24 protein-coding genes are annotated in these 22,856 nt (G+C 54.4%); 16 read left to right on the top strand and 8 right to left on the bottom strand.

Annotated elements, in window-relative coordinates:
• Window positions 1-6 precede the first annotated feature (6 nt).
• Genes gerPC through DL346_RS06425 form a run of 3 tightly spaced genes read right to left on the bottom strand, consistent with a single transcriptional unit; the run spans window position 7 to window position 1,240 of the window.
• On the bottom strand, window positions 7-768 hold the full coding sequence (gene gerPC, locus DL346_RS06415) for a spore germination protein GerPC (RefSeq protein WP_121497976.1): 762 nt from the start codon (window positions 766-768) through the stop codon (window positions 7-9).
• A 20-nt stretch (window positions 769-788) separates the two neighbouring features.
• Entirely contained in the window at window positions 789-1,004 is a 216-nt protein-coding gene (locus tag DL346_RS06420) for a spore germination protein GerPB (protein WP_112881196.1), read from the bottom strand.
• Window positions 1,004-1,240, bottom strand: a complete 237-nt coding sequence (locus DL346_RS06425) for a spore germination protein (protein WP_112881197.1) — start codon at window positions 1,238-1,240, stop codon at window positions 1,004-1,006. The genes DL346_RS06420 and DL346_RS06425 overlap by 1 nt, the downstream gene beginning before the upstream one ends.
• Window positions 1,241-1,417: 177 nt before the next feature.
• On the opposite strand from DL346_RS06425, the gene DL346_RS06430 reads away from it, so the two are divergent.
• The 4 genes from DL346_RS06430 to gndA all read left to right on the top strand — a co-directional run bounded on the left by DL346_RS06430 (window position 1,418) and on the right by gndA (window position 4,631).
• Window positions 1,418-1,852 (top strand): Hsp20/alpha crystallin family protein, encoded by a 435-nt coding sequence (locus tag DL346_RS06430; protein WP_112881198.1) that lies wholly within the window; start codon window positions 1,418-1,420, stop codon window positions 1,850-1,852.
• Between the two features lie 113 nt (window positions 1,853-1,965).
• Entirely contained in the window at window positions 1,966-2,166 is a 201-nt protein-coding gene (locus DL346_RS06435; protein WP_112881199.1) for a hypothetical protein, read from the top strand.
• A 228-nt stretch (window positions 2,167-2,394) separates the two neighbouring features.
• Window positions 2,395-2,991, top strand: coding sequence for a hypothetical protein (locus DL346_RS06440; protein WP_112881200.1), 597 nt, complete (start codon window positions 2,395-2,397; stop codon window positions 2,989-2,991).
• 227 nt (window positions 2,992-3,218) lie between these two features.
• Entirely contained in the window at window positions 3,219-4,631 is a 1,413-nt protein-coding gene (gene gndA, locus DL346_RS06445) for an NADP-dependent phosphogluconate dehydrogenase (protein ID WP_112881201.1), read from the top strand.
• Here the strand turns inward: gndA and DL346_RS06450 are convergent.
• Complete coding sequence (locus DL346_RS06450) at window positions 4,612-4,914, bottom strand: hypothetical protein (protein WP_112881202.1); 303 nt, start codon at window positions 4,912-4,914, stop codon at window positions 4,612-4,614. The two genes, gndA and DL346_RS06450, sit on opposite strands and share 20 nt — an antisense overlap.
• Window positions 4,915-5,059: 145 nt before the next feature.
• Here DL346_RS06450 and DL346_RS06455 point away from each other — a divergent pair, with 145 nt between their 5' ends.
• From DL346_RS06455 to ptsP, 5 genes are all read left to right on the top strand, one after another.
• Window positions 5,060-5,587: a shikimate kinase gene (locus tag DL346_RS06455; RefSeq protein ID WP_112881203.1), complete on the top strand. Its 528-nt coding sequence runs from the start codon at window positions 5,060-5,062 to the stop codon at window positions 5,585-5,587.
• 30 nt (window positions 5,588-5,617) lie between these two features.
• A complete protein-coding gene (gene aroA, locus DL346_RS06460) occupies window positions 5,618-6,910 on the top strand; it encodes a 3-phosphoshikimate 1-carboxyvinyltransferase (protein ID WP_112881204.1) in 1,293 nt (430 codons plus the stop codon).
• Between the two features lie 53 nt (window positions 6,911-6,963).
• Complete coding sequence (locus DL346_RS06465) at window positions 6,964-7,401, top strand: CoA-binding protein (RefSeq protein WP_112881815.1); 438 nt, start codon at window positions 6,964-6,966, stop codon at window positions 7,399-7,401.
• 129 nt (window positions 7,402-7,530) lie between these two features.
• On the top strand, window positions 7,531-9,411 hold the full coding sequence (locus tag DL346_RS06470; protein WP_112881205.1) for a glucose PTS transporter subunit IIA: 1,881 nt from the start codon (window positions 7,531-7,533) through the stop codon (window positions 9,409-9,411).
• Window positions 9,408-11,168: a phosphoenolpyruvate--protein phosphotransferase gene (gene ptsP / locus DL346_RS06475; RefSeq protein ID WP_112881206.1), complete on the top strand. Its 1,761-nt coding sequence runs from the start codon at window positions 9,408-9,410 to the stop codon at window positions 11,166-11,168. The genes DL346_RS06470 and ptsP overlap by 4 nt, the downstream gene beginning before the upstream one ends.
• Window positions 11,169-11,226: 58 nt before the next feature.
• On the opposite strand, the gene DL346_RS06480 is transcribed toward ptsP, so the two are convergent.
• On the bottom strand, window positions 11,227-11,751 hold the full coding sequence (locus tag DL346_RS06480) for a type 1 glutamine amidotransferase domain-containing protein (RefSeq protein WP_112881207.1): 525 nt from the start codon (window positions 11,749-11,751) through the stop codon (window positions 11,227-11,229).
• A 68-nt stretch (window positions 11,752-11,819) separates the two neighbouring features.
• On the opposite strand from DL346_RS06480, the gene DL346_RS06485 reads away from it, so the two are divergent.
• The 5 genes from DL346_RS06485 to DL346_RS06505 all read left to right on the top strand — a co-directional run bounded on the left by DL346_RS06485 (window position 11,820) and on the right by DL346_RS06505 (window position 14,953).
• Complete coding sequence (locus DL346_RS06485) at window positions 11,820-12,242, top strand: VanZ family protein (RefSeq protein ID WP_112881208.1); 423 nt, start codon at window positions 11,820-11,822, stop codon at window positions 12,240-12,242.
• A gap of 122 nt (window positions 12,243-12,364) precedes the next feature.
• Window positions 12,365-12,790 (top strand): hypothetical protein, encoded by a 426-nt coding sequence (locus DL346_RS06490; protein WP_112881209.1) that lies wholly within the window; start codon window positions 12,365-12,367, stop codon window positions 12,788-12,790.
• Between the two features lie 19 nt (window positions 12,791-12,809).
• Complete coding sequence (ytxJ, locus tag DL346_RS06495; protein WP_112881210.1) at window positions 12,810-13,166, top strand: bacillithiol system redox-active protein YtxJ; 357 nt, start codon at window positions 12,810-12,812, stop codon at window positions 13,164-13,166.
• Window positions 13,167-13,237: 71 nt separating this feature from the next.
• Window positions 13,238-14,242 (top strand): catabolite control protein A, encoded by a 1,005-nt coding sequence (gene ccpA, locus DL346_RS06500; RefSeq protein WP_112881211.1) that lies wholly within the window; start codon window positions 13,238-13,240, stop codon window positions 14,240-14,242.
• Between the two features lie 6 nt (window positions 14,243-14,248).
• Window positions 14,249-14,953 carry a 5'-methylthioadenosine/adenosylhomocysteine nucleosidase gene (locus DL346_RS06505; RefSeq protein WP_112881212.1) on the top strand — a complete coding sequence of 235 codons (705 nt, stop codon included), beginning with the start codon at window positions 14,249-14,251 and terminating at the stop codon, window positions 14,951-14,953.
• A 100-nt stretch (window positions 14,954-15,053) separates the two neighbouring features.
• Here the strand turns inward: DL346_RS06505 and DL346_RS06510 are convergent, their stop codons facing one another.
• Window positions 15,054-16,235, bottom strand: coding sequence for an acetoin utilization protein AcuC (locus DL346_RS06510; RefSeq protein WP_112881213.1), 1,182 nt, complete (start codon window positions 16,233-16,235; stop codon window positions 15,054-15,056).
• A gap of 42 nt (window positions 16,236-16,277) precedes the next feature.
• The gene (locus DL346_RS06515) at window positions 16,278-16,910 is read right to left on the bottom strand and encodes a GNAT family N-acetyltransferase (RefSeq protein WP_112881214.1); all 633 of its coding nucleotides are present in this window, start codon (window positions 16,908-16,910) and stop codon (window positions 16,278-16,280) included.
• 176 nt (window positions 16,911-17,086) lie between these two features.
• Between DL346_RS06515 and acsA the strand changes: the two genes are divergently transcribed.
• The gene (acsA, locus tag DL346_RS06520; RefSeq protein WP_112881215.1) at window positions 17,087-18,811 is read left to right on the top strand and encodes an acetate--CoA ligase; all 1,725 of its coding nucleotides are present in this window, start codon (window positions 17,087-17,089) and stop codon (window positions 18,809-18,811) included.
• Window positions 18,812-18,874: 63 nt separating this feature from the next.
• Here acsA and DL346_RS06525 read toward each other — a convergent pair whose 3' ends face one another.
• Window positions 18,875-21,988: a transglycosylase domain-containing protein gene (locus tag DL346_RS06525; protein ID WP_112881216.1), complete on the bottom strand. Its 3,114-nt coding sequence runs from the start codon at window positions 21,986-21,988 to the stop codon at window positions 18,875-18,877.
• Window positions 21,989-22,302: 314 nt separating this feature from the next.
• Here DL346_RS06525 and DL346_RS06530 point away from each other — a divergent pair, with 314 nt between their 5' ends.
• On the top strand, window positions 22,303-22,830 hold the full coding sequence (locus tag DL346_RS06530; RefSeq protein WP_112881217.1) for an NfeD family membrane protein: 528 nt from the start codon (window positions 22,303-22,305) through the stop codon (window positions 22,828-22,830).
• The last annotated feature ends 26 nt before the right edge of the window (window positions 22,831-22,856 follow it).

The raw sequence follows: 22,856 nt of genomic DNA on the forward strand, positions 1-22,856 counted from the left end.
CCTTCTTTATGGGTTTTTCAAGCGGGACATGTAGCTTCGGAGCGCGCTATGGATATCGCGGGTCGTCTTCGCAATGACATCCTGTTGGAGCTGCCCGTCAGTAGGTGGCTGCCCGCCTTCGTTGCCGCCTTCCTTATCCTTTTGCTCGCGCTCAGCGGCCTGGATGTAGAACTGAATCCGCGCGCTCATCTGCTTGCGGATATCCTCGACCACAAGCCTGCGGTGATAAGGGTCGAGCGCGAGGTCGAACTCGGATTCCAGCTCGCCAAGCAGCTGCGGGGCGTTCTGATCCAAATAGCGGTCGATGACCAAGCGAATTTCCGGATAAGGGGCTGCCGGCATGACCGCGGCTGGCCCTCCGTTCGATGGGGTCATCGGGAACTGGTTCGGCTTTTCGTTGTTGACGGTCGGCTTGCCGCCACCCGGCTTCTGTACAGGGTCATTGACGACTACCGTGCTGGTACCGTTTGGCATGACCAGCTGGCCGATTTCTTTGATTTGCTCTTCATTCGGCGGCGTCAGTCCGATGTTGAGAGTGCCGTCGAGCTTCTCGACCTTCAATTGGTCAAAGTGATACTGAATCGTATCGATATGATAGCTTGGCTTCGCTTCCGCGGCGTCCAAGCGGCCGTTCAGCGCCTCGAGACGCTTATTCAGCCGGTCGATCATAGCCTGCTGCTCATCCAGCTGGCACTGCAGCTTATGAATATGCTGGGTGAACGCCGTCCATAGCTGCCATGGCGTCGGCGGGTTGTTTGCCGGTTGCATGCGCTCGAGGCACCTCCTCGTTAGTTCGGATTCGGCAGCGGCACGAAGTTCAGCGGATTCTCGGCGCCGGCCTCCTCGCCGATTTGCGGTGCGGGACCTGTAAATCCGCCGGAATTGTACATTTGCGAAAGCGATGAAATCGCTCCTGCCGTCCCGACCTGCAAGACGGATGAACTGGCTACGCTGTCAACGCGAAGCTGGTGAATCGTGATGGTCTGGTGCACGGTCAGCTGCATTAGATATTCACTCCGGTCGCAACCTGATTGTTCGTATTGTCCTGGATATCTGGATCGTTCGTATTCGTCGCGCTGACGGCGTTGTTTGAGTTCGTCAAGCCGCCGGTGAGAAAGGAGCCTGACCCGGCATAGGTTTTGGATGAGCTAGAGGGAGAGATTTGAACCGAATCACCGAATTGAACGACAGCGCTTGAGCCGACGCTGATTACTTTCACGAACCCTACAACTGCAGGCATGCGTCTCACTCTCCTAGGTTTGGTTTTCAGCGAGCAGTTGTTACATCTTATGCGGCATACGCCTAGACGTGACTTTCCCGCGTACCTTTCCGCCGAGGCGGCGGTGCCGCTGCGAACGCCGTCTGGGCCGGCCGCATATGCTGGTTGTGATAAAGGGTTGGTCGGAGGTGTGGTGCAATGGCAAAATCGAAATCGAAATGGGAGGAACTGGAGGAGTGGATGGAGGGGCAGCAGCTGCCCAAAGGGTTTGACGTTTTCCGCCAATCGGATTGGATCGAGAAATACGTCCACGGCATGATGGCGAAAGCGCTGCCCGCGGCGACGGCCGCGCTGAATCCCGCTTCATCTAATATTGTGGAAACGAAGAGGCATGTGGTGGTCACCTACCCGATCGGAGAGTCCGTCGATCTGTCATCCATCCGGCTGGTGGTGTCGGAGGACCGGATCAAGCTGAGCGGGATCGCCGGCAAGGACGCCGAAACGATCAAGCTGCCGAAGCTGGTGCTGCCGCGAACCTGCGCGGCGGAGTATGACGGCTCGGTGTTAAAGATCAAGCTCCGCAAACGTCCGCCCAGCAAGCGCTCTCATGTAGCGACGATTCAAGGGCTGTAGCGCTGGCGGCCCAAATGTCACGAATTTGTCCGATCTTCCAGCTTCCTCCCGCTGGCTATGCCGGGGCGGCAACGCTATAATGCAAGTAAAGACTTGCATAGGGAGTGTTCTGCGTGACTACGGTTGATGTCAGCGAAATATCCGCAGCCTTGTTCATCACAGGCGCGGTGTTTATCATGCTCATCTTCTCCTTGCTGAGCCTAGGCATCCTGAAGATGTTCCAGCAGCGGTTTCGCGCTGGCTGGTACAGCTTCGCGGGCGCGGTTGTCAGCGGGATCGCATTCGGTTTCATCCTGAATCAGTGGTTCGTCTGATTGACGTTTCAGGTTCAAAAGGCGTTCAAAAAAGGCTGGCGCAGCAGCTTGTTCAACAAGGGCCGCGCCAGCCTTTTGCGTCTTCAAATTTGTTTGTCCAAATGGGCTCGAAACGGCGAAAAATAGTCAATAATCCAAGTTGCCAGAACATAAGATGGAGTATAAGATAATCATATGAGAGAATATTCAGAACATTTCGTCAATGGCTGACGGAGGGAGGGATTGCCGATGAACAAAAGTTACGAAGTTGAATACTGCAATTTGGAGCTGCGTTTCGACAGGCGGCAAATCCAGAATCTCATTCGGGATTTGATCCAGGAAGGCTATTCACTGTATTGGAGCGAAACGGACGTCTATTTTCTCATATCGGTTCGCAGCGGTCGCAAGCTCGTGAAGCTAAGGTTTCAGCGGGTGCGCAACCGTTACAAAATCGTTGGCGATTATCTGATCAAGGATGAGAAACTGTCGGATTTGTTGGAGAAGCTCATCAATGATTCACGCGGCCACGCAGTAGTCAAACGGTTCAAGGACCGGCAAATTGTCATCGAAAGCATTATGTTTGGCGAAATTATCCGACTTGTGGAGGTGTCTGGCATGGAACATCGCATCATCTATCAAAAGAAACCATTCGTTACGGTAGAGGAGGTCATTCAGGCGTTTCAGTCGAAAAGGGCTGAAGAGCGAGCGTCAGTGCTGCGGTATGAGCTTGATTACGAGCTATCCGTCCTCCATGAGGCGATCACGGAAGGGCGAGAGGCGGACATGGCTTTATCCAAAGAGCGGCTGCAATCCCTTAGAACTGAGATGATCCAGCTTGAGCTTTGATTTGACCACGGAAATTGAAAGGAAATAAACCTCCGGGATGCTTGCAAACCGGGGGTTTATTTTGTTTATTCGGCAGCTTGCGAGGCGAACCGACATTTTTCTTCGAGATAATGGTTTTCATTCCCGCCCAAAAGGAGTAAAATAGGAGTATTGTATTTGGTTGCGAAGATCAATGCTTCGCCGTTACTTCGTCATTACTATAAAAGAGAAAAGGTGTGGAGAACCAAATGTCTAAGCAGCAAATCGGCGTTATCGGTCTTGCCGTCATGGGTAAGAACCTTGCACTTAACATTGAAAGCAGAGGATTTACGGTATCCGTGTATAACCGTTCCCGCGAGAAAACGGACGATCTCTTGAAAGAATCGCCTGGCAAAAACCTTGTAGGTACATATTCCATCGAAGAATTCGTGGCGTCGCTTGAAGTGCCGCGCAAAATTCTGATCATGGTACAAGCAGGCGCGGGCACAGACGCGACAATCGATGCGCTCGTTCCGCACCTTTCCGAAGGCGACATCATCATCGACGGCGGCAACGCCTACTTCCCTGATACGCAGCGCCGCAGCAAAGCGCTGGAAGAACGCGGCTTCCGCTTCATCGGCACGGGCGTTTCCGGCGGCGAAGAAGGCGCGCTAAAAGGACCGTCCATCATGCCTGGCGGTCAAGAATCCGCATATAAACTAGTTGAGCCGATCCTTACGGCGATCTCCGCGAAAGTCGGCGGCGACCCTTGCTGCACTTATATCGGTCCGGACGGCGCCGGCCACTACGTGAAAATGGTGCACAACGGCATCGAGTACGGCGACATGCAGCTTATCTGCGAAGCGTACGACCTGCTGAAGCGCGTACTTGGCGTGAGCACCGAAGAGCTTCACTCCATCTTCACCGAGTGGAACAAAGGCGAGCTGGACAGCTACCTAATCGAGATTACGGCAGATATTTTCTCCAAATACGATCCGGACACGAATCAGCCAATGGTTGACGTTATTCTTGATTCCGCGGGCCAGAAGGGTACGGGAAAATGGACTAGCCAAAGCTCGCTCGACCTGGGCGTACCGCTGTCGATCATTACGGAATCCGTATTCTCCCGTTTCCTGTCCGCGTTGAAAGAAGAGCGCGTGGCGGCAAGCAAGCTGCTGAAAGGACCGCAGTCCGCGCCATACCAAGGCGATAAAGCGGCGTTCATCGAAGCGGTGCGCAAAGCGCTGTTCGCAAGCAAAATCTGTTCGTACGCCCAAGGCTTCGCGCAAATGCGCGCGGCAAGCGACGAGTACGGCTGGAACCTCCGCTACGGCGATATCGCGATGATCTTCCGCGGCGGCTGCATCATCCGCGCAGGCTTCCTGCAAAACATCAAGGACGCATACGACCGCAATTCGGGTCTGACGAACCTGCTGCTTGACAGCTACTTCAAAGAAATCGTGGAGTCGTACCAAGGCGCATGGCGTGAAGTAATCGCAACTGCGGTAACGCAAGGCATTCCGGTACCGGCTTTCGCGAGCGCGCTTGCTTACTACGACAGCTACCGTACGGAGCGTCTGCCTGCGAACCTGCTGCAGGCGCAGCGCGACTACTTCGGCGCTCACACGTTCAAACGCGTGGACAAAGAAGGCACATTCCACTTCAATTGGATTCAATCGTAAGACCGCGAATGACATCCTGCAGGCACTGGCGCAGCCGGTCGGACTCTTGGCCGCAAACGCTGCGCTGCTGCTTCAGCAGGAGAAGCGACGCTTCTGCGAAGCTTTGAAATTTCTTCAATAAGAGTGGCTGAGGAAGACTGAGTAATTCAGGCGCTTCGTCAGCCATTTTCTTTTTCATATACTCGAGGGTCCACAGCACATCTTCTCTGGAAAGCGGGTAATCGGGATTAAAGATCCGGTCAACGCGGTACTGGACGGAGAAAGGCTCGGGGAATTGAGCCATTGGAGGTCACTCCTTCATTCATTAGTGGGAATCGGTACTATCAACTCTACGGAAGAAACAAGTTTTTTATACCCGTTATTCGAGAAAAATGATATAATCACTGGAATATGTTTTTTCTAACGCACTAGTTGGGATGGTGTCTTCAATGGTCAAGGCTAAACCGCTTCATCATGTTGTCCTGATCGGCTTCATGGGCACGGGCAAGTCGACTGTCGGCAAGCAGCTTGCGCAGCGATTGCAGCGCGGCACGGCTGATATCGACGCTGAAATTGTCCGGCGTGAAGGCCAAGCGATCGCGGATATATTCGCAACCCGCGGCGAAGCAGCGTTCCGGCTCGTGGAAACCGATGCGCTTGCGGATGTGCTCGGCAGGACCGAACCGCTTGTCATCGCAACCGGCGGCGGCGCCGTCTTGTCGGAGCGCAATCGGGAATTGATGCTGCAGGACAGCTTCGTCGTGGCGCTGACGGCAGATCCGGAGAAGATTATCGCCCGCGTCATGGAGGATCCGGACAGGCCTCTGCTGCAGGGCGAAGTGCGCGAACGCGTTTATAAGCTGCTCGAGGACCGGAAGCATGCCTATGACTTTGCGCATTTGACGATCGATACGTCGAACTTGAGCGTAGGTCAGGTCGTGGAGCAGATTGAGCACGGCATCAAGATGAGTTTCTAACACTTCACAATCAAAGGAGACCGACTAACGATGGATGTACTCGTAACCCCGACACCGAAGCTGCAAGGCGAGCTTCAAGCGCTATCTTCGAAAAACTACACGACGCGTTACCTGCTCGTGGCCGCTTTGGCGGAAGGTACCAGCACGATTTATTACCCTGCGCACAGCGAAGACAGCGATGCGATGCGCCGCTGCATCCGCGATTTGGGCGCCGTCATTGAAGAAGACGACGAGAAAATTACGATTACAGGCTTTGGCCGCAATCCGAAAGACGTGAAGGAGCTCGACGTCGGCAACGCAGGCGCGGTACTGCGGTTTCTGATGGCGATCGCGGCGCTGGCGCCGGACGTGACCTTCATCAACCGGTACCCGGAATCGCTAGGCAAACGCCCGCACGACGATCTCATTGACGCCCTTGGCCAAATTGGCGTAGACGTTACGCACAATGACGGCAAGCTGCCGATCACGATTCGCGGCGGAGCTGCCAAGGGCGGCAAAATTCAAGTGTCCGGCAATGTCAGCTCCCAATTCCTGAGCGCGCTTCTGTTCTTGACGCCGCTTCTCGAAGATGACAGCGAAATCGAAGTGCTGCATGACCTGAAGTCCAAGGTTGTCGTCGGCCAAACGCTTGAAGTGCTGACGCAAGCCGGCATCGTTATCGAAGCGAGCGATGATCTGATGCATTATAAAGTTGCGGGACGCCAGAAATACGAAGCGAAGAAGTATGTCGTGCAGGGCGACTACCCAGGCTCCGCCGCCGTTCTTGCTGCCGCTGCCGTTACGCAATCCGACGTGACGCTGCACCGTCTGGAGGAGAACAGCAAGCAAGGGGAGCGAGCAATCATCGACGTGCTGCGTATGATGGAAGTACCGCTAACGCATGAGATCGGCATCGTCCGCGTGCAAGGCAACGGGAAGCTGAAGGCGGTCGAGTTCGACGGCGACAAAGCGACGGACGCGGTGCTCGCGATGGTTGCGGCAGCCGTATTCGCGGAAGGCACGTCCCGTTTCTACGACGTCGAGAATTTGCGCTACAAGGAGTGCGACCGGATTACGGACTACTTGAACGAGCTTCGCAAAGCTGGCGCCAATGTGGAAGAACGCCAAAGCGAAATTATCGTGCATGGCCGTCCGGAAGGCGTGGAAGGCGGCGTGGAAATCAACGCGCATTACGATCACCGCGTCATAATGGCGCTGACCGTCGTCGGTCTGCGCGCCAAGCAGCCGCTGCGTATTCGCGATGCGCACCATGTCGCGAAGTCGTATCCGATTTTCTTCGATCATTTGAAGGCGCTCGGCGCGAATGTCGAATGGATTGAGTAGGAAATAGGCAGTCTAAGCTAGGAATACGTTAGGAGAGAAGGGAAGGTATGAGCATGGCCTTTACGAATCCTTCACGAGATGAAATCAAACGGATCCTCGAAGAAAGCACAGTGGTTGCGGTTGTCGGGTTGTCCGACAAGCCGGACCGCACTTCTTACATGGTGTCGCAAGCGATGCAGGCCAAAGGCTACCGCATCATTCCGGTAAACCCGGCAGGAGCGGATACGATTCTGGGCGAGAAAAACTACGCATCGCTTAAAGATATTCCGTTCCCGGTCGATATCGTAAACGTGTTTCGTCGCAGCGAGCATACGCCTCCCGTCGCCGAGGAAGCGGCAGCGATCGGCGCAAAGACGCTGTGGCTGCAGCTTGGCATCGCGAACGACGAAGCGGCGGCAATTGCGCAAGCCGGCGGAGTGCAGGTCATCATGGACCGCTGCATCAAGGTAGAAGATTCGATTCTGCTGCCGAACGGGAAACCTAAAGCTTAGAAAACAACGGATCGTACGAACGGCGGACCTTCGGGTCTGCCGTTTTATTTTGACAAAGGCGGTTCCAACCCTTACGATCAAGAGTAGAGGTTTTGCGGAAAAATGTCATACGTAAAGAGGAGGACGCCTATGAACATTATGGGTCACCTGCAGCAGCTCGGAAGGTCGCTTATGCTTCCGACGATCGTTCTGCCGGGTGCAGCCATCTTTCTTAGTCTGAGCGCGCTGCCGTGGGACGCGATGGGCGTTCCAAGCATACAGACCCATCTGCAAACCGCGGGGGAGACGCTGTTCACGTTCCTGCCCTATTTGTTCGCGTTCGGCATCGCGATGGGCATGACGAGCAACGCTGTTGCGGCAGGACTAGCTGCCATTGCGGGCATGTTCATTTATACGAGCATCATTAATGCCAGCCATTTTGAACTCGAACCGACCGTGTTTACCGGCGTCATCATCGGGGTCGTCACCAGCATATTCAATGAACGGTTCAAGTCGATCAAGTTTCCGGAGTATATCCAGTTTTTCGGCGGGCCGCGGTTTATTCCGCTCATCGTGAGCGTGTTTTCGACGTTATGGGCCATTCTTATGGTCCAAATCGCGCCCTATATCCATAACGCGCTTATTGAGCTCGGCAATATCGTGGACTCGGGCGGCGGCTTCGGCGTCTTTCTGTTCGGCTTTGTGCTCCGCATTCTCGTCGTGTTCGGACTGCATCACCTAGTCAGCCATGTCTTCTGGTTTCAAGTCGGCGGTTATGACACGGGAGGCGGCGTGGTGTTCGGTGACTTGCCGCGCTTCTTCGCCGGAGATCCAACCGCAGGCGGCTTTATGGCCGGCTTGTATCCGACGATGATGTTCGCGCTGCCGGCGATCGCCTTCGCCATCATTCATGAGGCGCGGGAAGATTTGAAGCCGAAAATCCGCAAGACGTTCACAACGGCTGCTCTCGCTGCCTTTCTGACCGGCGTTACGGAGCCGATCGAATTCGCTTTCCTGTTCGTAGCCCCTTATTTATTCGTTATTCATGCGCTGCTGTCGGGCGGGATCATGTGGTTTACGTACGAGCTTGGCATCCGGCATGGGTTCTCATTCTCGGCCGGCGCGATCGATTTTCTCATTAACGAGCATCTTGCGACCAAGGGGTGGCTGCTCATCCCGATCGGCCTGCTCTTCGGGATTCTGTATTACGTGTTGTTCCGCTGGGCGATTCACCGCTTTCAAATTCCAACGCCCGGCCGCGAGGAAGGCTCGCAATTGGACGAATGGGCCGGCGATATTCCGTATCGGGCGCCGCTTATCCTTCAAGCGATCGGCGGCAAAGAGAACATCATGCAGATGGAAGCCTGCATTACAAGGCTCCGTCTCAAGGTAGCCAGCGACAGGCTGATCGATATTAACGCCTTGAAGAATCTTGGCGCGGCCGGCGTCATCCGACTCGGCGGCGGCAACGTGCAGATCGTCTTCGGCACCTATTCCGAGCTCATACGGGAGGAAATGGACAAAGCGATACGAAGGGATATATCTAGAGTCCTGTTTTGTTCGCCTGTCCAGGGCCGCATGCTTCCGCTAAGCGAAGTGCCGGATCCGATCTTTTCCGGCAAGCTTGTCGGCGACGGCGTTGCGTTCATGCCCGATAAAGGCGAGCTCGTTTCGCCGGTTCAGGGAAAGGTCATTCATGTCTATCCTACGATGCACGCCATCGGCATCCGAACGCCCGAAGGGCTGGAGGTGCTGCTGCACATCGGTATCGATACCTCGCAAATGAAGGGACAGGGTTTTCATGCCGTCGTCCGCGAAGGCGACCAGGTGAAGCCGGGGCAGCTGCTGATTACCTTTGACATGCAGAAAATACGCAAAGGGAGCAAGTCGCTTGCGACGCCTATGGTCATCACCAACTCGGAGTTGGTCAGCTCCTGGAGTTTCGCTCCGTTTAAAGCGGTTAAGAGAGGTCAGGCTTCCGTCATGTCGGTAGTGCTAAAAGAGAGAAGCGGTGGAGGGGAAACAACGTGATTCAAGGTATTGGAGCATCATCCGGCATCGCCATCGGGAAAGCGTTCGTTCTGCCGAACTGGGAATGGGAGTTGCCGGAGCAAAAAATCGACGTCGCCGATTTGGCGCGCGAGTTTGACCGTTTATACGAAGGCATCCGGACGTCGAAGGTAGAAATCGAGCAGATGAAGGATGAGCTGCGCGAAGTGGTCGGTCCCGAGGAGACGAGCATTTTCGACGCCCATCTGGCCATTCTGGACGATCCTGTCTTCATGAACGAGATCCAGGGCATCATTCAGCGCCAATACAAAGCCGCGGAAGTAGCAGTCAAAGAAGCGATCGATCATTTCGTGACGATGTTCGATTTGCTGGACGATGAATATATGAAGGAACGTGCGCTCGACATTAAAGATGTCGGCAACCGGCTGCTTAAGCATCTGCTTGGCGCACCGGAAATTACGCTGCCTTCCGATACGCAGCCGTTCATTCTGATTGCGAGGGAGCTCTCGCCGTCGCAGTTGGTCCATTTGAACCCGAATCACGTCCTTGGCATTGCCACGCTGGCCGGAAGCACGACCTCGCATTCGTCCATTATGGCAAGAGCGCTTGGCGTTCCGCTTGTAGTCGGCATCGAGTCCAAGCTTGAAGAACCGATTCAAACCGGCGACCAGCTCATCATCGACGGCGACTTAGGCATCGTCCATCTCCATCCGGAGGAATCGCTGATCGATCTGTATACGGGCAAGCAGCTGCGGCAGAGAGAGAAGAAGCAGCAGCTTAAGCAAATCGTCAGCGTCAAGCCGGTGACGAAGGACGGCAAAGAATTCGAGCTCAGTGCCAATATCAGCTCGCTTAAAGAGCTGGACGTCGCGTTAGGCAGCGGAACGAACGGCGTCGGCTTGTTCCGAACGGAGTTTCTCTACATGGACCGTACCCGTCTTCCCAGGGAAGAGGAGCAATACGAAGTTTATCGCTCGGTTGCGGAGCGGCTGGACCAGAAACCGCTTATCATTCGTACGCTCGACATCGGCGGCGATAAGCAGCTCGACTATTTCGAGCTGCCGGAGGAAAGCAATCCGTTCCTCGGTTACCGCGCCATCCGCATTTGCCTCGATAAGACGGAGCTGTTCAAGACGCAGCTAAGAGCGATTTTGCGCGCGAGCCATTACGGCAATGTGAAAATCATGTATCCGCTCATTTCTTCCGTAGAAGAAGTAAGAGCAGCCAATGCGCTATTGGAAACCTGCAAGCAGGAATTAAGAGCCGAGGGAATCGGTTTCGCGGAAAATATCGAGGTCGGCATCATGATCGAGCTTCCTGCGGCCGTTCTGATCGCTGATATTCTCGCTGAGGAAGTGAATTTCTTCAGCATCGGCACGAACGACTTGGTGCAATTCACGCTCGCCGTTGACCGGATGAACGAGCAAATTTCGCATCTTTACGAGCCCTATCATCCGGCCGTATTGCGAATGTTGAAGCTGACGATCGAGGCGGCCAAGCGCGCGGGCATTCATGTCGGCGTTTGCGGCGAAATGGCCGGAGATCTTCAGGCGCTGCCGATCTGGCTCGCGCTTGACGTGGATGAACTGAGCATGTCGGCGCATGCGATTTTGCCGGTCAAAGAACGGCTCCTTACGCTGAAGCAGCAGGATGCGCGTTCCTTATTCGACCAGCTGCTTCGATGCAGCACGAGCGCCCAAATTCATGAGCTGCTGGCTGCTTCGCAGGACGCGCCGATTGCGGCAGGCCGGGAAATCGTAACGAAGTCATCACCGTAGCCAAGAGAAGGGCGGCAACCCGCAGGTTGCCGCCCTTCTTTGAGCCGATTGGGTGGGATTAGCTGCCTTTCAGCGCATCGACGAACGCTTTGGCGTATGGCGGCAGATCCGGCGGACGGCGGGCCGAAATGATATGGCCGTCAACGACTACAGGCTCATCGATCCATGTTGCGCCCGCGTTCTCCATGTCATCTCTGATGCCCGGCGTCGATGTAACTTTGCGCCCTTGCAAGATTTTTGCGGAAATCAGCACCCAGCCGGCATGGCAAATCTGGCCGATCGGTTTGCGCGACGCATCCATTTCCTTCACCAGCTGCAGCACTTTCGGGTAACGGCGCAGCTTGTCCGGCGCCCAGCCGCCAGGTACCAGCAAGCCGTCGATTTTGCTGCCGTCTACTTCGTCGAAGGACATGTCGGCAGTTGCGGGAACGCCGTATTTTCCAATATGAGTGCGGCCTTTCTCAGGTCCTGCGTACAGGACGGTTGCGCCCTCCTCGCGGACGCGGTACACGGGATACCATAATTCCAAATCCTCGAACTCGTCGTCAAGCAGGCAAATAATCGTTTTACCTTGTAAGGACACCGGGTTTCCTCCTTGGTTCTCTAGAAAATATTCAACATGCACTTATCCATTGTATCGAAGGTGATCGTATGAAGCAAACGCTTAAAGGCTGGGTCCGCTTTATTCCGGCCGTTTTAATAATGGCAGCTATCTTTCTGCTCTCCTCCCGCACGAGCGATGAACTGAACACGTTTCTGCCCTGGTTCCAGGAGCTCTTTCCGCAGATGCAGAGCTTTGATTGGGGGCATTTTATCGCATACTTCGCGCTGGCGCTCAGTTTCGATTACGGGTTCGGCCGGCGCGCGGAACGATGGCCGGTCAAAGTTCTTATCGTTGGCCTCTGCTTGCTGTACGGAGTAACCGACGAGTATCATCAATCGTTCGTTTCGGGCCGCATGCCCGACGCTGCCGATCTTCGCAACGACAGCATCGGAGCGTCGATTGCCGTTGTCCTCGTAGCCCTGCCGGGCGTGAAGAACCTGTGGCGCAGACTGGTTGCCTCATCCGATTGATGCAAAAATTACAACTCGCTTACAAGCAGGACTTTTTTTGCGGGTGGTCGAATATCATTAACGTCGAGCAACGCCTATTTACCCTTAAGGTGTGCTGCTGTTAAGAGAAGGAGTGGACCACTTTGCAAAAGCGCTGTGCTTGCGGCGACGACATGCCAATGAAGCTGCGTACCGTCATTTATTCAAACAAAGTTGAAATCGATAACGTTCCTATTTATTCGTGCAAATCCTGTAACCGCAGCGAGGTGTTCCCGGAAGTAAAGCCGGATCTGACCGGACTGATCGGGAAGCTGGGCGCTCAACCGGTAAAACAGACGTTCCTGTTTAACGAATGGAATGAATGGGCAAATTTGTTGGTAGAGGCCTACCACGACAGTAAGCTGTCCGACCCGGCGATCATGAGACGCATGACGGAAGAGCGGATCGACATGCTGCTGGACTTGTTTTCCGTAGCACAAGCTTCAGGCGACGAAGAATGGACTGCTGACATACATAAGCGGCTTAGCCAACTAAGCAGAAGCATGGTGCAGTACGGAAGCCGAACTTGATCGAGAAAGGAGCGAGGGAATGAAACTGCCCCCTCCGATGATAACCGCCGAGCAATGGGAAGAGGCATACAACGGCTCGTTCGAGCAACCCTTGCTGGTGTTTAAGCACAGTACAAGCTGCTCGATCAGCAGCGGTGCTTACGATGAACTGTCAGCCTGGCTGGAGGATGCCGTCCGGCTTTCGCTTCGGCCTGCGATGGTTCTGGTGCCGGACAATCGTCCGCTTTCAAACTTGATTTCAGAGACTTTGAGCCTCAAACATGAATCGCCTCAGCTCATATTGGTGAAGGGCGGCAAGGTGTCTTGGCATACATCTCACTGGCGCATTACCTACTCAACATTAGACGAGCATCTCGGTACTCATTGCGAAAAGTAATATTTTGTCGTATCATTACGGTAAAGTAGTGCGGCGCGAGATAAAAATTTGAACTAATGGAGAGAAGGACTGTGACGGTAACCATTTATGATGTAGCAAGAGAAGCGGGCGTTTCCATGGCGACAGTGTCGCGGGTTGTCAACAACAATCCAAACGTCAAGCCTCAGACACGCAAGAAAGTATTCGAAGCCATCGAACGTCTTGGCTATCGTCCAAATGCCGTAGCGCGCGGATTGGCAAGCAAGAAAACAACAACCGTCGGCGTAGTCATTCCGGACATCTCGAACGCGATCTTTGCCGAAGTGGCAAGGGGCATCGAGGATATTGCCAATATGTATCATTACAATATTATTTTGTGCAATGCCGATAAGAAGAAAGATAAAGAGATTCGCGTCATCAACACCTTGCTTGAGAAGCAGGTGGACGGGTTGCTGTTCATGGGCGGCGCTGTAACGGACGAGCATTTACAGGCTTTCAAGACGGCTAACGTACCGATCGTGCTCTGCGCGACGACGGATGAGAACGGCACGATACCTTCGGTCGACATCGACCACGAGGGAGCCGCATTCGATGCCGTCCAAACGCTGATCAGCAAAGGACATACGCGCATCGCCATGATTTGCGGAACGCTGCAGGATCCGGCAAACGGCTATGCCCGTTTCCAAGGCTACAAGCGCGCGCTTGTAGCTGCAAGCTTGCCATACGATGAAACGCTCGTGCGGATCGGCAACTACCGTTACGAATCCGGCGCGGACGCGATGAAATATTTCTTGGAGCTGGATGAGCCTCCGACGGCCGTATTCTCCGCAACGGACGAGATGGCGATCGGCGCGATCCACTGTATCCAAGACGCGGGACTTAAAGTTCCGGATCAAATCTCGGTCATCAGCGTGGACAACAGCCGCATGGCGTCCATGGTTCGTCCGCAGCTGACCGCGGTCGCGCAGCCGATGTACGATATCGGCGCGGTTTCGATGCGTTTGCTGACGAAGCTGATGAAGAAGGAAACCGTCGATAATCCGAAGGTTGTGCTTCCGCATGAAATTGTGAACCGTCAGTCGGTAGGGAGTAAATAATCCATAATGACAGCATCGTATAACAAAATTGGCATCATCGGTGCCATGGTTGAAGAAATTGAATTGCTTCACAAGCATGTCGAGAAGACAGGTTCCTTCGCGAAAGCAGGGATTGAATATGTTGAAGGGATGCTGCACGGCAAGCGCGTCGTCTTCTGCAAATCCGGCGTCGGCAAAGTGAATGCAGCCGTATGTACGCAGCTTCTCATCGATGCCGGCGTGGACTGCGTGCTGTTTACAGGCGTTGCGGGCGCGGTAGAGCCGAGCTTGAACATCGGCGATATCGTTGTATCGACAAGCTGCCTGCAGCACGATATGGACTGCACGCCGCTTGGCTTTGCGCGCGGTCAAATCCCGTTTCAGGAGACATGGGAGTTCCACGCGGCGCCTGAACTCGTCGAGATCGCCAGCCAAGCTTGCGAAACGTTGTTTCCAGGCCGCAGCGTGAAGGGCAAAGTGCTGTCGGGCGATCAATTCGTTGCGGACCGCGGCGAAGTTCGCAAGATGCACGAAGAGCTGGGCGGCGCATGTACGGAGATGGAAGGCGCGGCGCTGGCACAGGTTTGCGTCATGAATGACGTTCCGTTCGTCGTCATCCGCTCCATGTCCGATAAGGCTGACGGCTCCGCACATGTGAATTTCAACGAATTTACGGTTCAAGCATCGGTCAATTCGCATCGAATTATCGATGAAATGCTTAAGCACATGTAGGCAGCTGTGCAGAACAGCCGCATCGAAATAAAGGCAGTTCCTCATGATCGCTCCCTTTCGGAAGATCATGCGGAGCTGCCTTTTTGCTGTCCGGTGTTTCTTATAACTGCTGAAGTAAAATTTCGGCTGTTTGTTTGTTACGTGCTTCAATATCCGGTCTGCGGGGAATCGGCTCCCAATCGTTCAAGTCATCAAGCCAATGCGTCGGCAATGCTGAGGGACTGCGGTCTGCCCATTTGTCCAGCCAAGCTGCAGGAAGGGGCTCATTCGCTTCAGCGCCGCTTAGAGCGGCTGCAATCGGGTGCTCCGACATCTCGAGCCAAACCAGTGACCATGCCCGGGGAACGACCCGCCAGAGGTCGTAGCCGCCGCCTCCGACGGCGACCCATCGTCCGCCTGCATAGGAATGCGCCAATCGATGGATAATGGCGGGCATCGCTTGGTAGATGCGCATGCTGCAATGGATATGCGAGAGCGGATCATAGGCGTGCGCGTCACAGCCATGCTGGCTGACGATAACATCGGGCTTGAACGCGGCTGCAGCTTTAGCGATGGTCTCGCTGAAGCAAGCAAGCCAGGAATCGTCCTCCGTATAAGGGTCGACCGGCATGTTGATGCTCGTTCCGAAGCCGGCATCAATGCCGCGTTCATGGACGAAGCCGGTGCCCGGAAATAAGTATTTACCGGTTTCGTGGATGGAATAGGTGCAAACGTCAGGCTCTGCATAGAATGTCCATTGCACGCCGTCTCCATGATGGACGTCGGTGTCGATGTACAGCACACGGGCGCCATAGTTCTTGCGAATATGGGCAATCGCGATCGCGGCGTCGTTATACACGCAGAAGCCGGAGCCCCGTTCGGGGAATGCGTGATGCAAGCCGCCGGCCATATGGTAGGCATGATCGGCCTGTCCGCTCATGACAAGGTCTGCCGCTTGCACCGATCCGCCGACGATGGCTGCGGCCGCCTCATGCATGCCTGCGAAATAGGGCGTATCTTCTGTGTCCAAACCGTACTGTCCGGCGCGTTGAATGGCATCCGGCGGCGGTGATTCGCTGCTGAGCGTTCGAACGGCAGCGATATAGTCCGGCCGATGCACAAGTTCGAGCAGCTCGTCAGAAGCGGGCTCAGCCGCTATGATGCATTGTTCAGCCTTGATAGCTTGGACCGATTCAAGCAAATCATGCGTCAACGTTAATCGTATCGGATCGAAAGGATGATCCTTGTTGAATTTATACCGCCCTTCCTCGGGCTGGCGTATGTAAACGGCTTTATCCGCCATGTTGCATCCGTTCTCCCTTTCTGCCGCCTCTTGCAGCATCGCTTAATACATAAACCGCTGTCTGAACCGGACCCGGTCAAACTGCTCGATTGAGCTTAACGGCACTTCTTTGCCGACCCTTACCATTAAACAATTCGCGGGATGGGCGCATATTTCCGGGTCATCCGTAGCGACCCATTCCATTTGAACCGATTTCATCAGCCTCTCCATCATCGCCCGGTACTCCCAGACACTAAGCTTGGTGCCTTCGAGATCCCAGTGCCAGTAGTACTCCGTCGTGTAGACGATGACATTCTCAAGCTGCTCTTGCGAGAATGCGAGTTGAATCATCCGCTTCCCCAGGCCAAGTCCCCGATAGTCGTCAGATACTTCCACGGCACCTAGCTCAATCAAGTCGGTCATCCCGCCTTCGGACCACCGTTCCAGTTCGTCCGGGTAATGGAACGTGACGTACCCGACGACCGTTTCGCCGTCGCTGGCTGCGATAATTCTTCCTTCCGGCAGCTCGGCGATCTCGATGAGGGCTTTCATTTGTTCTTCCGGTCTGCGAAACGCATCCAATTGCGGATGAAGCTTTAGCCGTGCAAGTGCGGCTGCGGGCATAGGTCCTTCTATGACGATTTCTCGATCACGATAAGGCAGTCGTTCCGTCTGCAACCTTTTGCGATGTTCCAATAATGATGGCTCCTTTCGCGTACTAACCTACTTATAGCAAAAAAAAGATGGCTTGAAAAGCATGGTTCAATATCGCCTGTCATGCTATAATTGAAAGCGTATTCGCAAGAGGAAGCCATTACGGGGGCTGTCCCTTTAGAAAACCGTTGCACAATGGGCAGGAGGATGATGGAAGAATGACGAACATGCATCAAGAACGGATTCCAGTGACGGCATCCGGCTCCAACATGACAAGCTATGATGAAACATACTCTAATTTTAGTTTTGAACAGCTTGAACAACAGTTTTCCTGGTCTGAAACCGGCAAAGTCAATATAGCCTATGAAGCGATTGATCGTCACGTAGCGGCTGGCCGAGGCGACAAAATTGCGCTCTATTATAGCGATAACAGCAGGGACGAGTCGTATACGTATGAGGATTTGTCCAGGCAGTCGAACCGGTTTGCCAATGTGCTCCGCGGTCTCGGTATCGGCAAGGGCGAGCGGGTATTTATTTTTATGCCGCGTACGCCGGAGCTGTATTTCAGCTTGCTGGGCTCGCTCAAGGTCGGTACTGTCGTCGGTCCGCTCTTCGAAGCTTTCATGGAGACGGCTGTCAGAGACCGTTTGCAGGACAGCGGAGCAGTCGCCATCGTAACGACTCCCGCGCTTCTCCCGCGTATTCCGCGCAGCGAGCTGCCTGATCTGAAGCATATTATCGTATTCGGCGATGACGTGGAAGCAGGCGGCGGCATTGTAGATTTCAAATCGGAGATGGCCAAAGCCTCGGAGGAAGCCGAAATTGAATGGCTTGGACGCGAAGACGGCCTGATCCTGCACTATACATCCGGTTCTACGGGCAAGCCGAAAGGCATTTTCCATGTTCAAAACGCCATGATTCAGCACTATTTTACCGGCAAGATCGTGCTCGATCTGAAGGAGGACGATATTTACTGGTGCACGGCCGATCCGGGCTGGGTAACCGGTACGTCTTACGGCATTTTCGCTCCATGGCTGAACGGCGCGGCTAACGTGATCCGCGGCGGGCGTTTCAGCCCGCAGGATTGGTATGCGACAATCCAGAAATACGGCGTAACGGTATGGTACAGCGCGCCTACGGCTTTCCGCATGCTGATGGGAGCCGGCGACGATGTCGTGCAGAAGTACGACCTCTCCAGCCTGCGCCACGTACTGAGCGTCGGCGAGCCGCTTAATCCGGAGGTTGTCCGTTGGGGACTGAAAGTGTACAACCAGCGTATTCATGATACGTGGTGGATGACCGAGACCGGCGCTCAGCTGATCTGTAACTATCCAAGCATGGAGATTAAACCGGGCTCCATGGGAAAACCGATTCCTGGCGTGCAAGCGGCCATTATCGATGACAGCGGAAACGAGCTGCCGCCATACCGGATGGGCAATCTGGCGATTCGTACGCCATGGCCTTCCATGATGCGCAAAGTGTTCAACAACCAGGCTAAATACGAAGAATACTTCCGCATTCCGGGCTGGTACATTTCCGGCGATTCCGCTTATCGGGATGAGGATGGCTACTTCTGGTTCCAAGGCCGGATTGATGACGTGATCAACACGGCAGGGGAGCGGGTAGGTCCGTTCGAGGTGGAGAGCAAGCTCGTTGAGCATCCGGCTGTTGCCGAAGCCGGCGTTATCGGCAAGCCTGACCCGATGCGCGGCGAAATCATTAAAGCTTTCGTAGCGCTTCGTGAAGGATTCGCGCCTTCCGATGAGCTGAAGGCGGATATTGCCAAATTCGTAAAAGAAGGCTTGTCCGCGCACGCGGCGCCTCGCGAAATTGAGTTCAAGGATAAGCTGCCGAAGACGCGCAGCGGCAAAATCATGCGCCGCGTTCTGAAAGCATGGGAGCTGAACCTGCCGACAGGCGATCTGTCGACAATCGAAGACTAAACGGACGGCAACAAGAAAGCCGCCAATCGCATCGAGCTGATGCGATTGGCGGCTTTCTTTCGTTTATTTGATCCCGACCGGTGAAGAAGCGGCAGATTCGCCGCTGTCGTTGACCGCGCTGACTTGGAAATAGCCGGCGGACAGCGGGGAGACGTATTCGAATCTGGCTTCGACCGTCGAGCCGATAATACGGTATCTGCCGTTCTTGTTCTTGCTGTAATAGACGTTGTAACGGGTAACCTGCTCGGATGCCGCGCTGGTGGTCCAGGTCAGCTTAATGCCGATATCCGTCGTCTCCAGCTTCACATTCGCCGGAGTCGAAGGGGCAACCGGGCCGTTATTGCCCGGATCCGGCAGAATGATGCCGTTATTGTTCCCGGTTCCTTGCATCTCACCCGTGTTCGGGAAGTCCTGAGCAGGCGGAAACGGATTGCTTCCGAATCCAGACGATACAACGGCGCTCGGCGCCGATTCCTTGCCTGCGACATCGACGGCCGTTACGTAATAGTTGAACGTGCCGAAGCCGCTGACATAGTTGACGAATCGGCTATCTTGGCCAGTCATTACCGGACTGTTGGTGTAGACGTACGGTCCGTCGTTGACGGATCTGTACAATCTGTAGCCGACAATATCCTTCTCCGGCGACCGAGCGAAGATGATCCGATACGCGTTCGTCGTGCTAACGGTCTCCAGCCTAATGTTCGACGGTGAAGATGGAGCCTTGCCGTCATCCACCCGCGGGTCCACAATGGATGGCGCGTCTCTGCCTGCATCCGGAGGCAAGTAAACGCTCATCGGCCTGCGGCTGTCTTCCGGCAATTTCTGCTGCGCGGCCTCGATTTCTTTCATAAGCACATCAAGCGGCTTCTGTCGTTTAACGACGGTGAGCTCCTTGATCATGTCCGCAGGCGTTGTCGGCTGCGGAATATAGTTGACGCCGTTGTAAGAAATGACTGCCATCCTGACGAGCGCGTCATCCGCTTCCTTCGGTAAAAACTTGCTGTTGAACCAGTCCGTAACCAGCTTGCCCTCGCTGCGCGTCAGCTCCGTCGGAAGCTTTCCGCTGACGCTGGAAACGGTTGATTTGACAATGCCTGACGGCATGCTGAATTTCTTCGTCGGGAACAGCTCGGGCCGTTCTTGCGTCACTTCATTCATGATGCGTGACCAAATGTTCCGCGCATGGCTTCTGCCGTCTTTGGAAAGCGAGTAGATTTGTTTCTCATATCCGACCCATACGCCCAGCGTAATATCCGGGGAATAACCCATGAACCAAACGTCGCCGTAGCTTTGGGTGGAACCGGTTTTGCCGACGACCGGAATTTTACTATAGTTCTTGAATTTCGAAACGATGGAATGACCGGAGCCGTTCGGATCGGAAATAACGGTTCTCAGCATGTCCGTCATGAGGAACGCCGTTTGCTCCGAGAAGACGCGCAGCGGCTTGGGTTCATGCTTATAGACAACTTTGCCGTTGGCATCCGTGATTTTGCTGATCATATATGCATCGTTGAAAACGCCGTTGTTTGCGATCGAGCCATACGCATTCGTCAATTCTTCTACGGAAACGCCGATGCTTAAACCGCCGATAACGCCGGTTTGCGCGTATTCGTCTTGCGGCTGGATCGACGAGATGCCAAGCTTGCGTGCAAATTTCCACGCTTCCGGAATCGTGACCGTCTCATTGAAGAGCTTGAGCGCCGGCAGGTTCAAGGAGCGGTTCAACGCCTCGCGCGCCGTCACAAGTCCGTAGAACTTCTTCGTAACGTTCATCGGGATATGAAAGCCCTTCTGGCCGTCCTTGAGCACGATAGGCGCATCGTCGATAATGCTGGCCGGCTGGATCAAGCCTTTATCGATGGCCGGCAGGTAGGCCGCGATCGGCTTCATCGTCGAACCGGGCTGTCGCGTCATTTGCGTAGCATGGTTCATTTGCTCGGTATAGAAGTCACGGCCTTCGAGCATGCCGAGGATAGCGCCTGTCTTATGGTCGAGCATGACAGCGGCGGTTTGCTCCATGCCTTTCTCTGCGCTGTCCGGATCGAAGTTGCTCGGATCCGTGCCAACTTTGTGCATGGCGTTGTAAACGCGCTTGTCAATCGTCGTAATGATGCGGTATCCGCCGCGCAGCAGCTGCTCCCGGGCGTCTTCGACGAGTGCGGCGTTCTCTTTCTTGTGAATGTCCGCAAGGGTCAAGTTCGGATTCTGCTGCAAAAGCAGAATTTCGGCAGCTTGGCGTTCGGCCTCCAGCATCAAATACGGGAAGGTCGAGTACGCTTTCTCAGTCGGCTTGGCTAGCGAGCCACGAATATCGAAGGCCATCGCCTCGTCGTACTGATCCGAGCTGATTCTGCCGGTTTCCAGCATCCGCTTGAGCACGAGATGCTGGCGGTCCACGGCAAGCTTGAACCCGCTCTCATTGAATTTGCCTTTGCTTGTGAATGCCGTGTAGGCCGATGGACGCTGCGGCAAGCCGGCAAGGTAAGCGGATTGCGCGATATTCAGCTGATTTAAATCGGTGATGTTGAAAATTCCTTTGGCCGCAGCCTTGATCCCGTACAGATTGTAGCCGCTGTTGCCGGTGCCGAACTGTACTTTGTTCAAATAGGCCGTCAGGATTTCATCCTTGGTCATGAAACGTTCAAGCCGCAAGGAGAGGAAGATCTCCTTCACTTTCCGGCTGTCGGTCTTGTCCAAGGTGAGGAACACTTGGCGGGCTAGCTGCTGCGTGAGCGTACTGCCGCCTGTCTGCGTCTCTTCGTTCAGCACCTTCTGCTTCACGGCTCGTACTATGCCGTTGAAATCGATGCCGATGTGGTTGTAGAAATTGTTATCCTCCGTTGCGAGAACGGCATTGATCACCTGCGGCGGAATATCGCCGCGCTTGATCAGCCTGCGGTCCTCTTCCGTGCGCAATTGGCCTACCGGGGTCTGACCATCGTTAAAGTAAACGAAGCCGGTGATGGCGTTCTCATTAATCTTCGTTTCAATATCCGTTCTTGGGCGCACGGGCTCATCCTTCACAAAGGACGCAACGTATCCAGTGACGGCAGCTCCGGCAAACAATCCGATCAATAATCCAAAAATGAATAGCCATTTGAAAGTAACGAGCGTCACGATACCAAAAGTCCGCCATTTGCTGTATCCTTTTGTTTTCTGTTGACGATCTTGATTCATAGAATGATTAGCCTCCTCCGATTAACAGTGTTATTATAGCATAAATCGCCAAGCGGTTTGCAGGTTCGCGTACGTTTTTGTCTAAACATAACGGTTCCTTCCAAATGCATGGGCAAAAAGTCGGATAATCATGGACTTTTTCCGGAGATTTATGGTGAATCCGGGATCGCCTGAGGCTTGAATACTTCGAGCTTGCTGGCGCTGATAAACATTACTTTAGCTCGGCATCGAAACTTATAAGCAAAGCTTGCGTAATAAATACCGGTCGATCTTCTAAATATTGGTTTACCTTCATAAAAGAAGGGGGGAGTGCTTTGGAAGGATTATTCATCGGCTGCTTGATCGGCGGCATTCTCTTTGCCATCGTAAGCGTCGTCCTTGGCGACTGGCTGAGCGCCTCGCTTGACGGCATGCTTGATTTTCTGTCGCTCGACGGACATCCGGTCCTGCAGCCTACAGCGATTGTCGGCGGCATTACCGTTTTCGGCGGAGCGGGCTTGTTGCTTGAAAGGCATTCCGGACTTGGCACGGCAGTCATACTGCTTCTTTCCGCGCTATGTGCCGCGGCGGCCGGATTGGGCGTGTACTATTTCTACGTTCGGCCGATGGAGAAGAGCGAGAACTCGACCGGCTACTCGTTGAAGGAGCTGGCAGGGACTATTGGCGAAGTGTCGATTCCGATTCCGGAGAAAGGGTTCGGCGAAGTCATGATAAAAGTAGGCGCTGGCTTAACCAGCCATATCGCAGCCAGTTTTGATGGCGTTCCTATTCCGGCAGGCAGGCGCGTTGTCATCATTCGCGTCGAAGGACACACCTTATTAGTATCGATATTGGAGTTATAAGCAAACGACGACCGAGAGGGGATAGA

This window comes from Paenibacillus montanisoli, from assembly GCF_003268025.1.
GTDB classification, from domain to species: Bacteria; Bacillota; Bacilli; order Paenibacillales; family Paenibacillaceae; genus Paenibacillus_Z; species Paenibacillus_Z montanisoli.

Bases quoted from the DNA above. Each gene is read 5' to 3' on its own strand.
- DL346_RS06505 (WP_112881212.1), top strand. From the start codon at position 14,249: ATGACAGCATCGTATAACAAAATTGGCATCATCGGTGCCATGGTTGAA.
- DL346_RS06420 (WP_112881196.1), bottom strand. From the start codon at position 1,004: ATGCAGCTGACCGTGCACCAGACCATCACGATTCACCAGCTTCGCGTT.
- ytxJ (WP_112881210.1), top strand. From the start codon at position 12,810: ATGAAACTGCCCCCTCCGATGATAACCGCCGAGCAATGGGAAGAGGCA.
- DL346_RS06450 (WP_112881202.1), bottom strand. From the start codon at position 4,914: ATGGCTCAATTCCCCGAGCCTTTCTCCGTCCAGTACCGCGTTGACCGG.
- DL346_RS06470 (WP_112881205.1), top strand. From the start codon at position 7,531: ATGAACATTATGGGTCACCTGCAGCAGCTCGGAAGGTCGCTTATGCTT.
- acsA (WP_112881215.1), top strand. From the start codon at position 17,087: ATGACGAACATGCATCAAGAACGGATTCCAGTGACGGCATCCGGCTCC.
- DL346_RS06425 (WP_112881197.1), bottom strand. From the start codon at position 1,240: ATGCCTGCAGTTGTAGGGTTCGTGAAAGTAATCAGCGTCGGCTCAAGC.
- gerPC (WP_121497976.1), bottom strand. From the start codon at position 768: ATGCAACCGGCAAACAACCCGCCGACGCCATGGCAGCTATGGACGGCG.
- DL346_RS06430 (WP_112881198.1), top strand. From the start codon at position 1,418: ATGGCAAAATCGAAATCGAAATGGGAGGAACTGGAGGAGTGGATGGAG.
- aroA (WP_112881204.1), top strand. From the start codon at position 5,618: ATGGATGTACTCGTAACCCCGACACCGAAGCTGCAAGGCGAGCTTCAA.
- DL346_RS06465 (WP_112881815.1), top strand. From the start codon at position 6,964: ATGGCCTTTACGAATCCTTCACGAGATGAAATCAAACGGATCCTCGAA.
- DL346_RS06455 (WP_112881203.1), top strand. From the start codon at position 5,060: ATGGTCAAGGCTAAACCGCTTCATCATGTTGTCCTGATCGGCTTCATG.
- DL346_RS06510 (WP_112881213.1), bottom strand. From the start codon at position 16,235: ATGGCGGATAAAGCCGTTTACATACGCCAGCCCGAGGAAGGGCGGTAT.
- gndA (WP_112881201.1), top strand. From the start codon at position 3,219: ATGTCTAAGCAGCAAATCGGCGTTATCGGTCTTGCCGTCATGGGTAAG.
- DL346_RS06525 (WP_112881216.1), bottom strand. From the start codon at position 21,988: ATGAATCAAGATCGTCAACAGAAAACAAAAGGATACAGCAAATGGCGG.
- DL346_RS06485 (WP_112881208.1), top strand. From the start codon at position 11,820: ATGAAGCAAACGCTTAAAGGCTGGGTCCGCTTTATTCCGGCCGTTTTA.
- DL346_RS06440 (WP_112881200.1), top strand. From the start codon at position 2,395: ATGAACAAAAGTTACGAAGTTGAATACTGCAATTTGGAGCTGCGTTTC.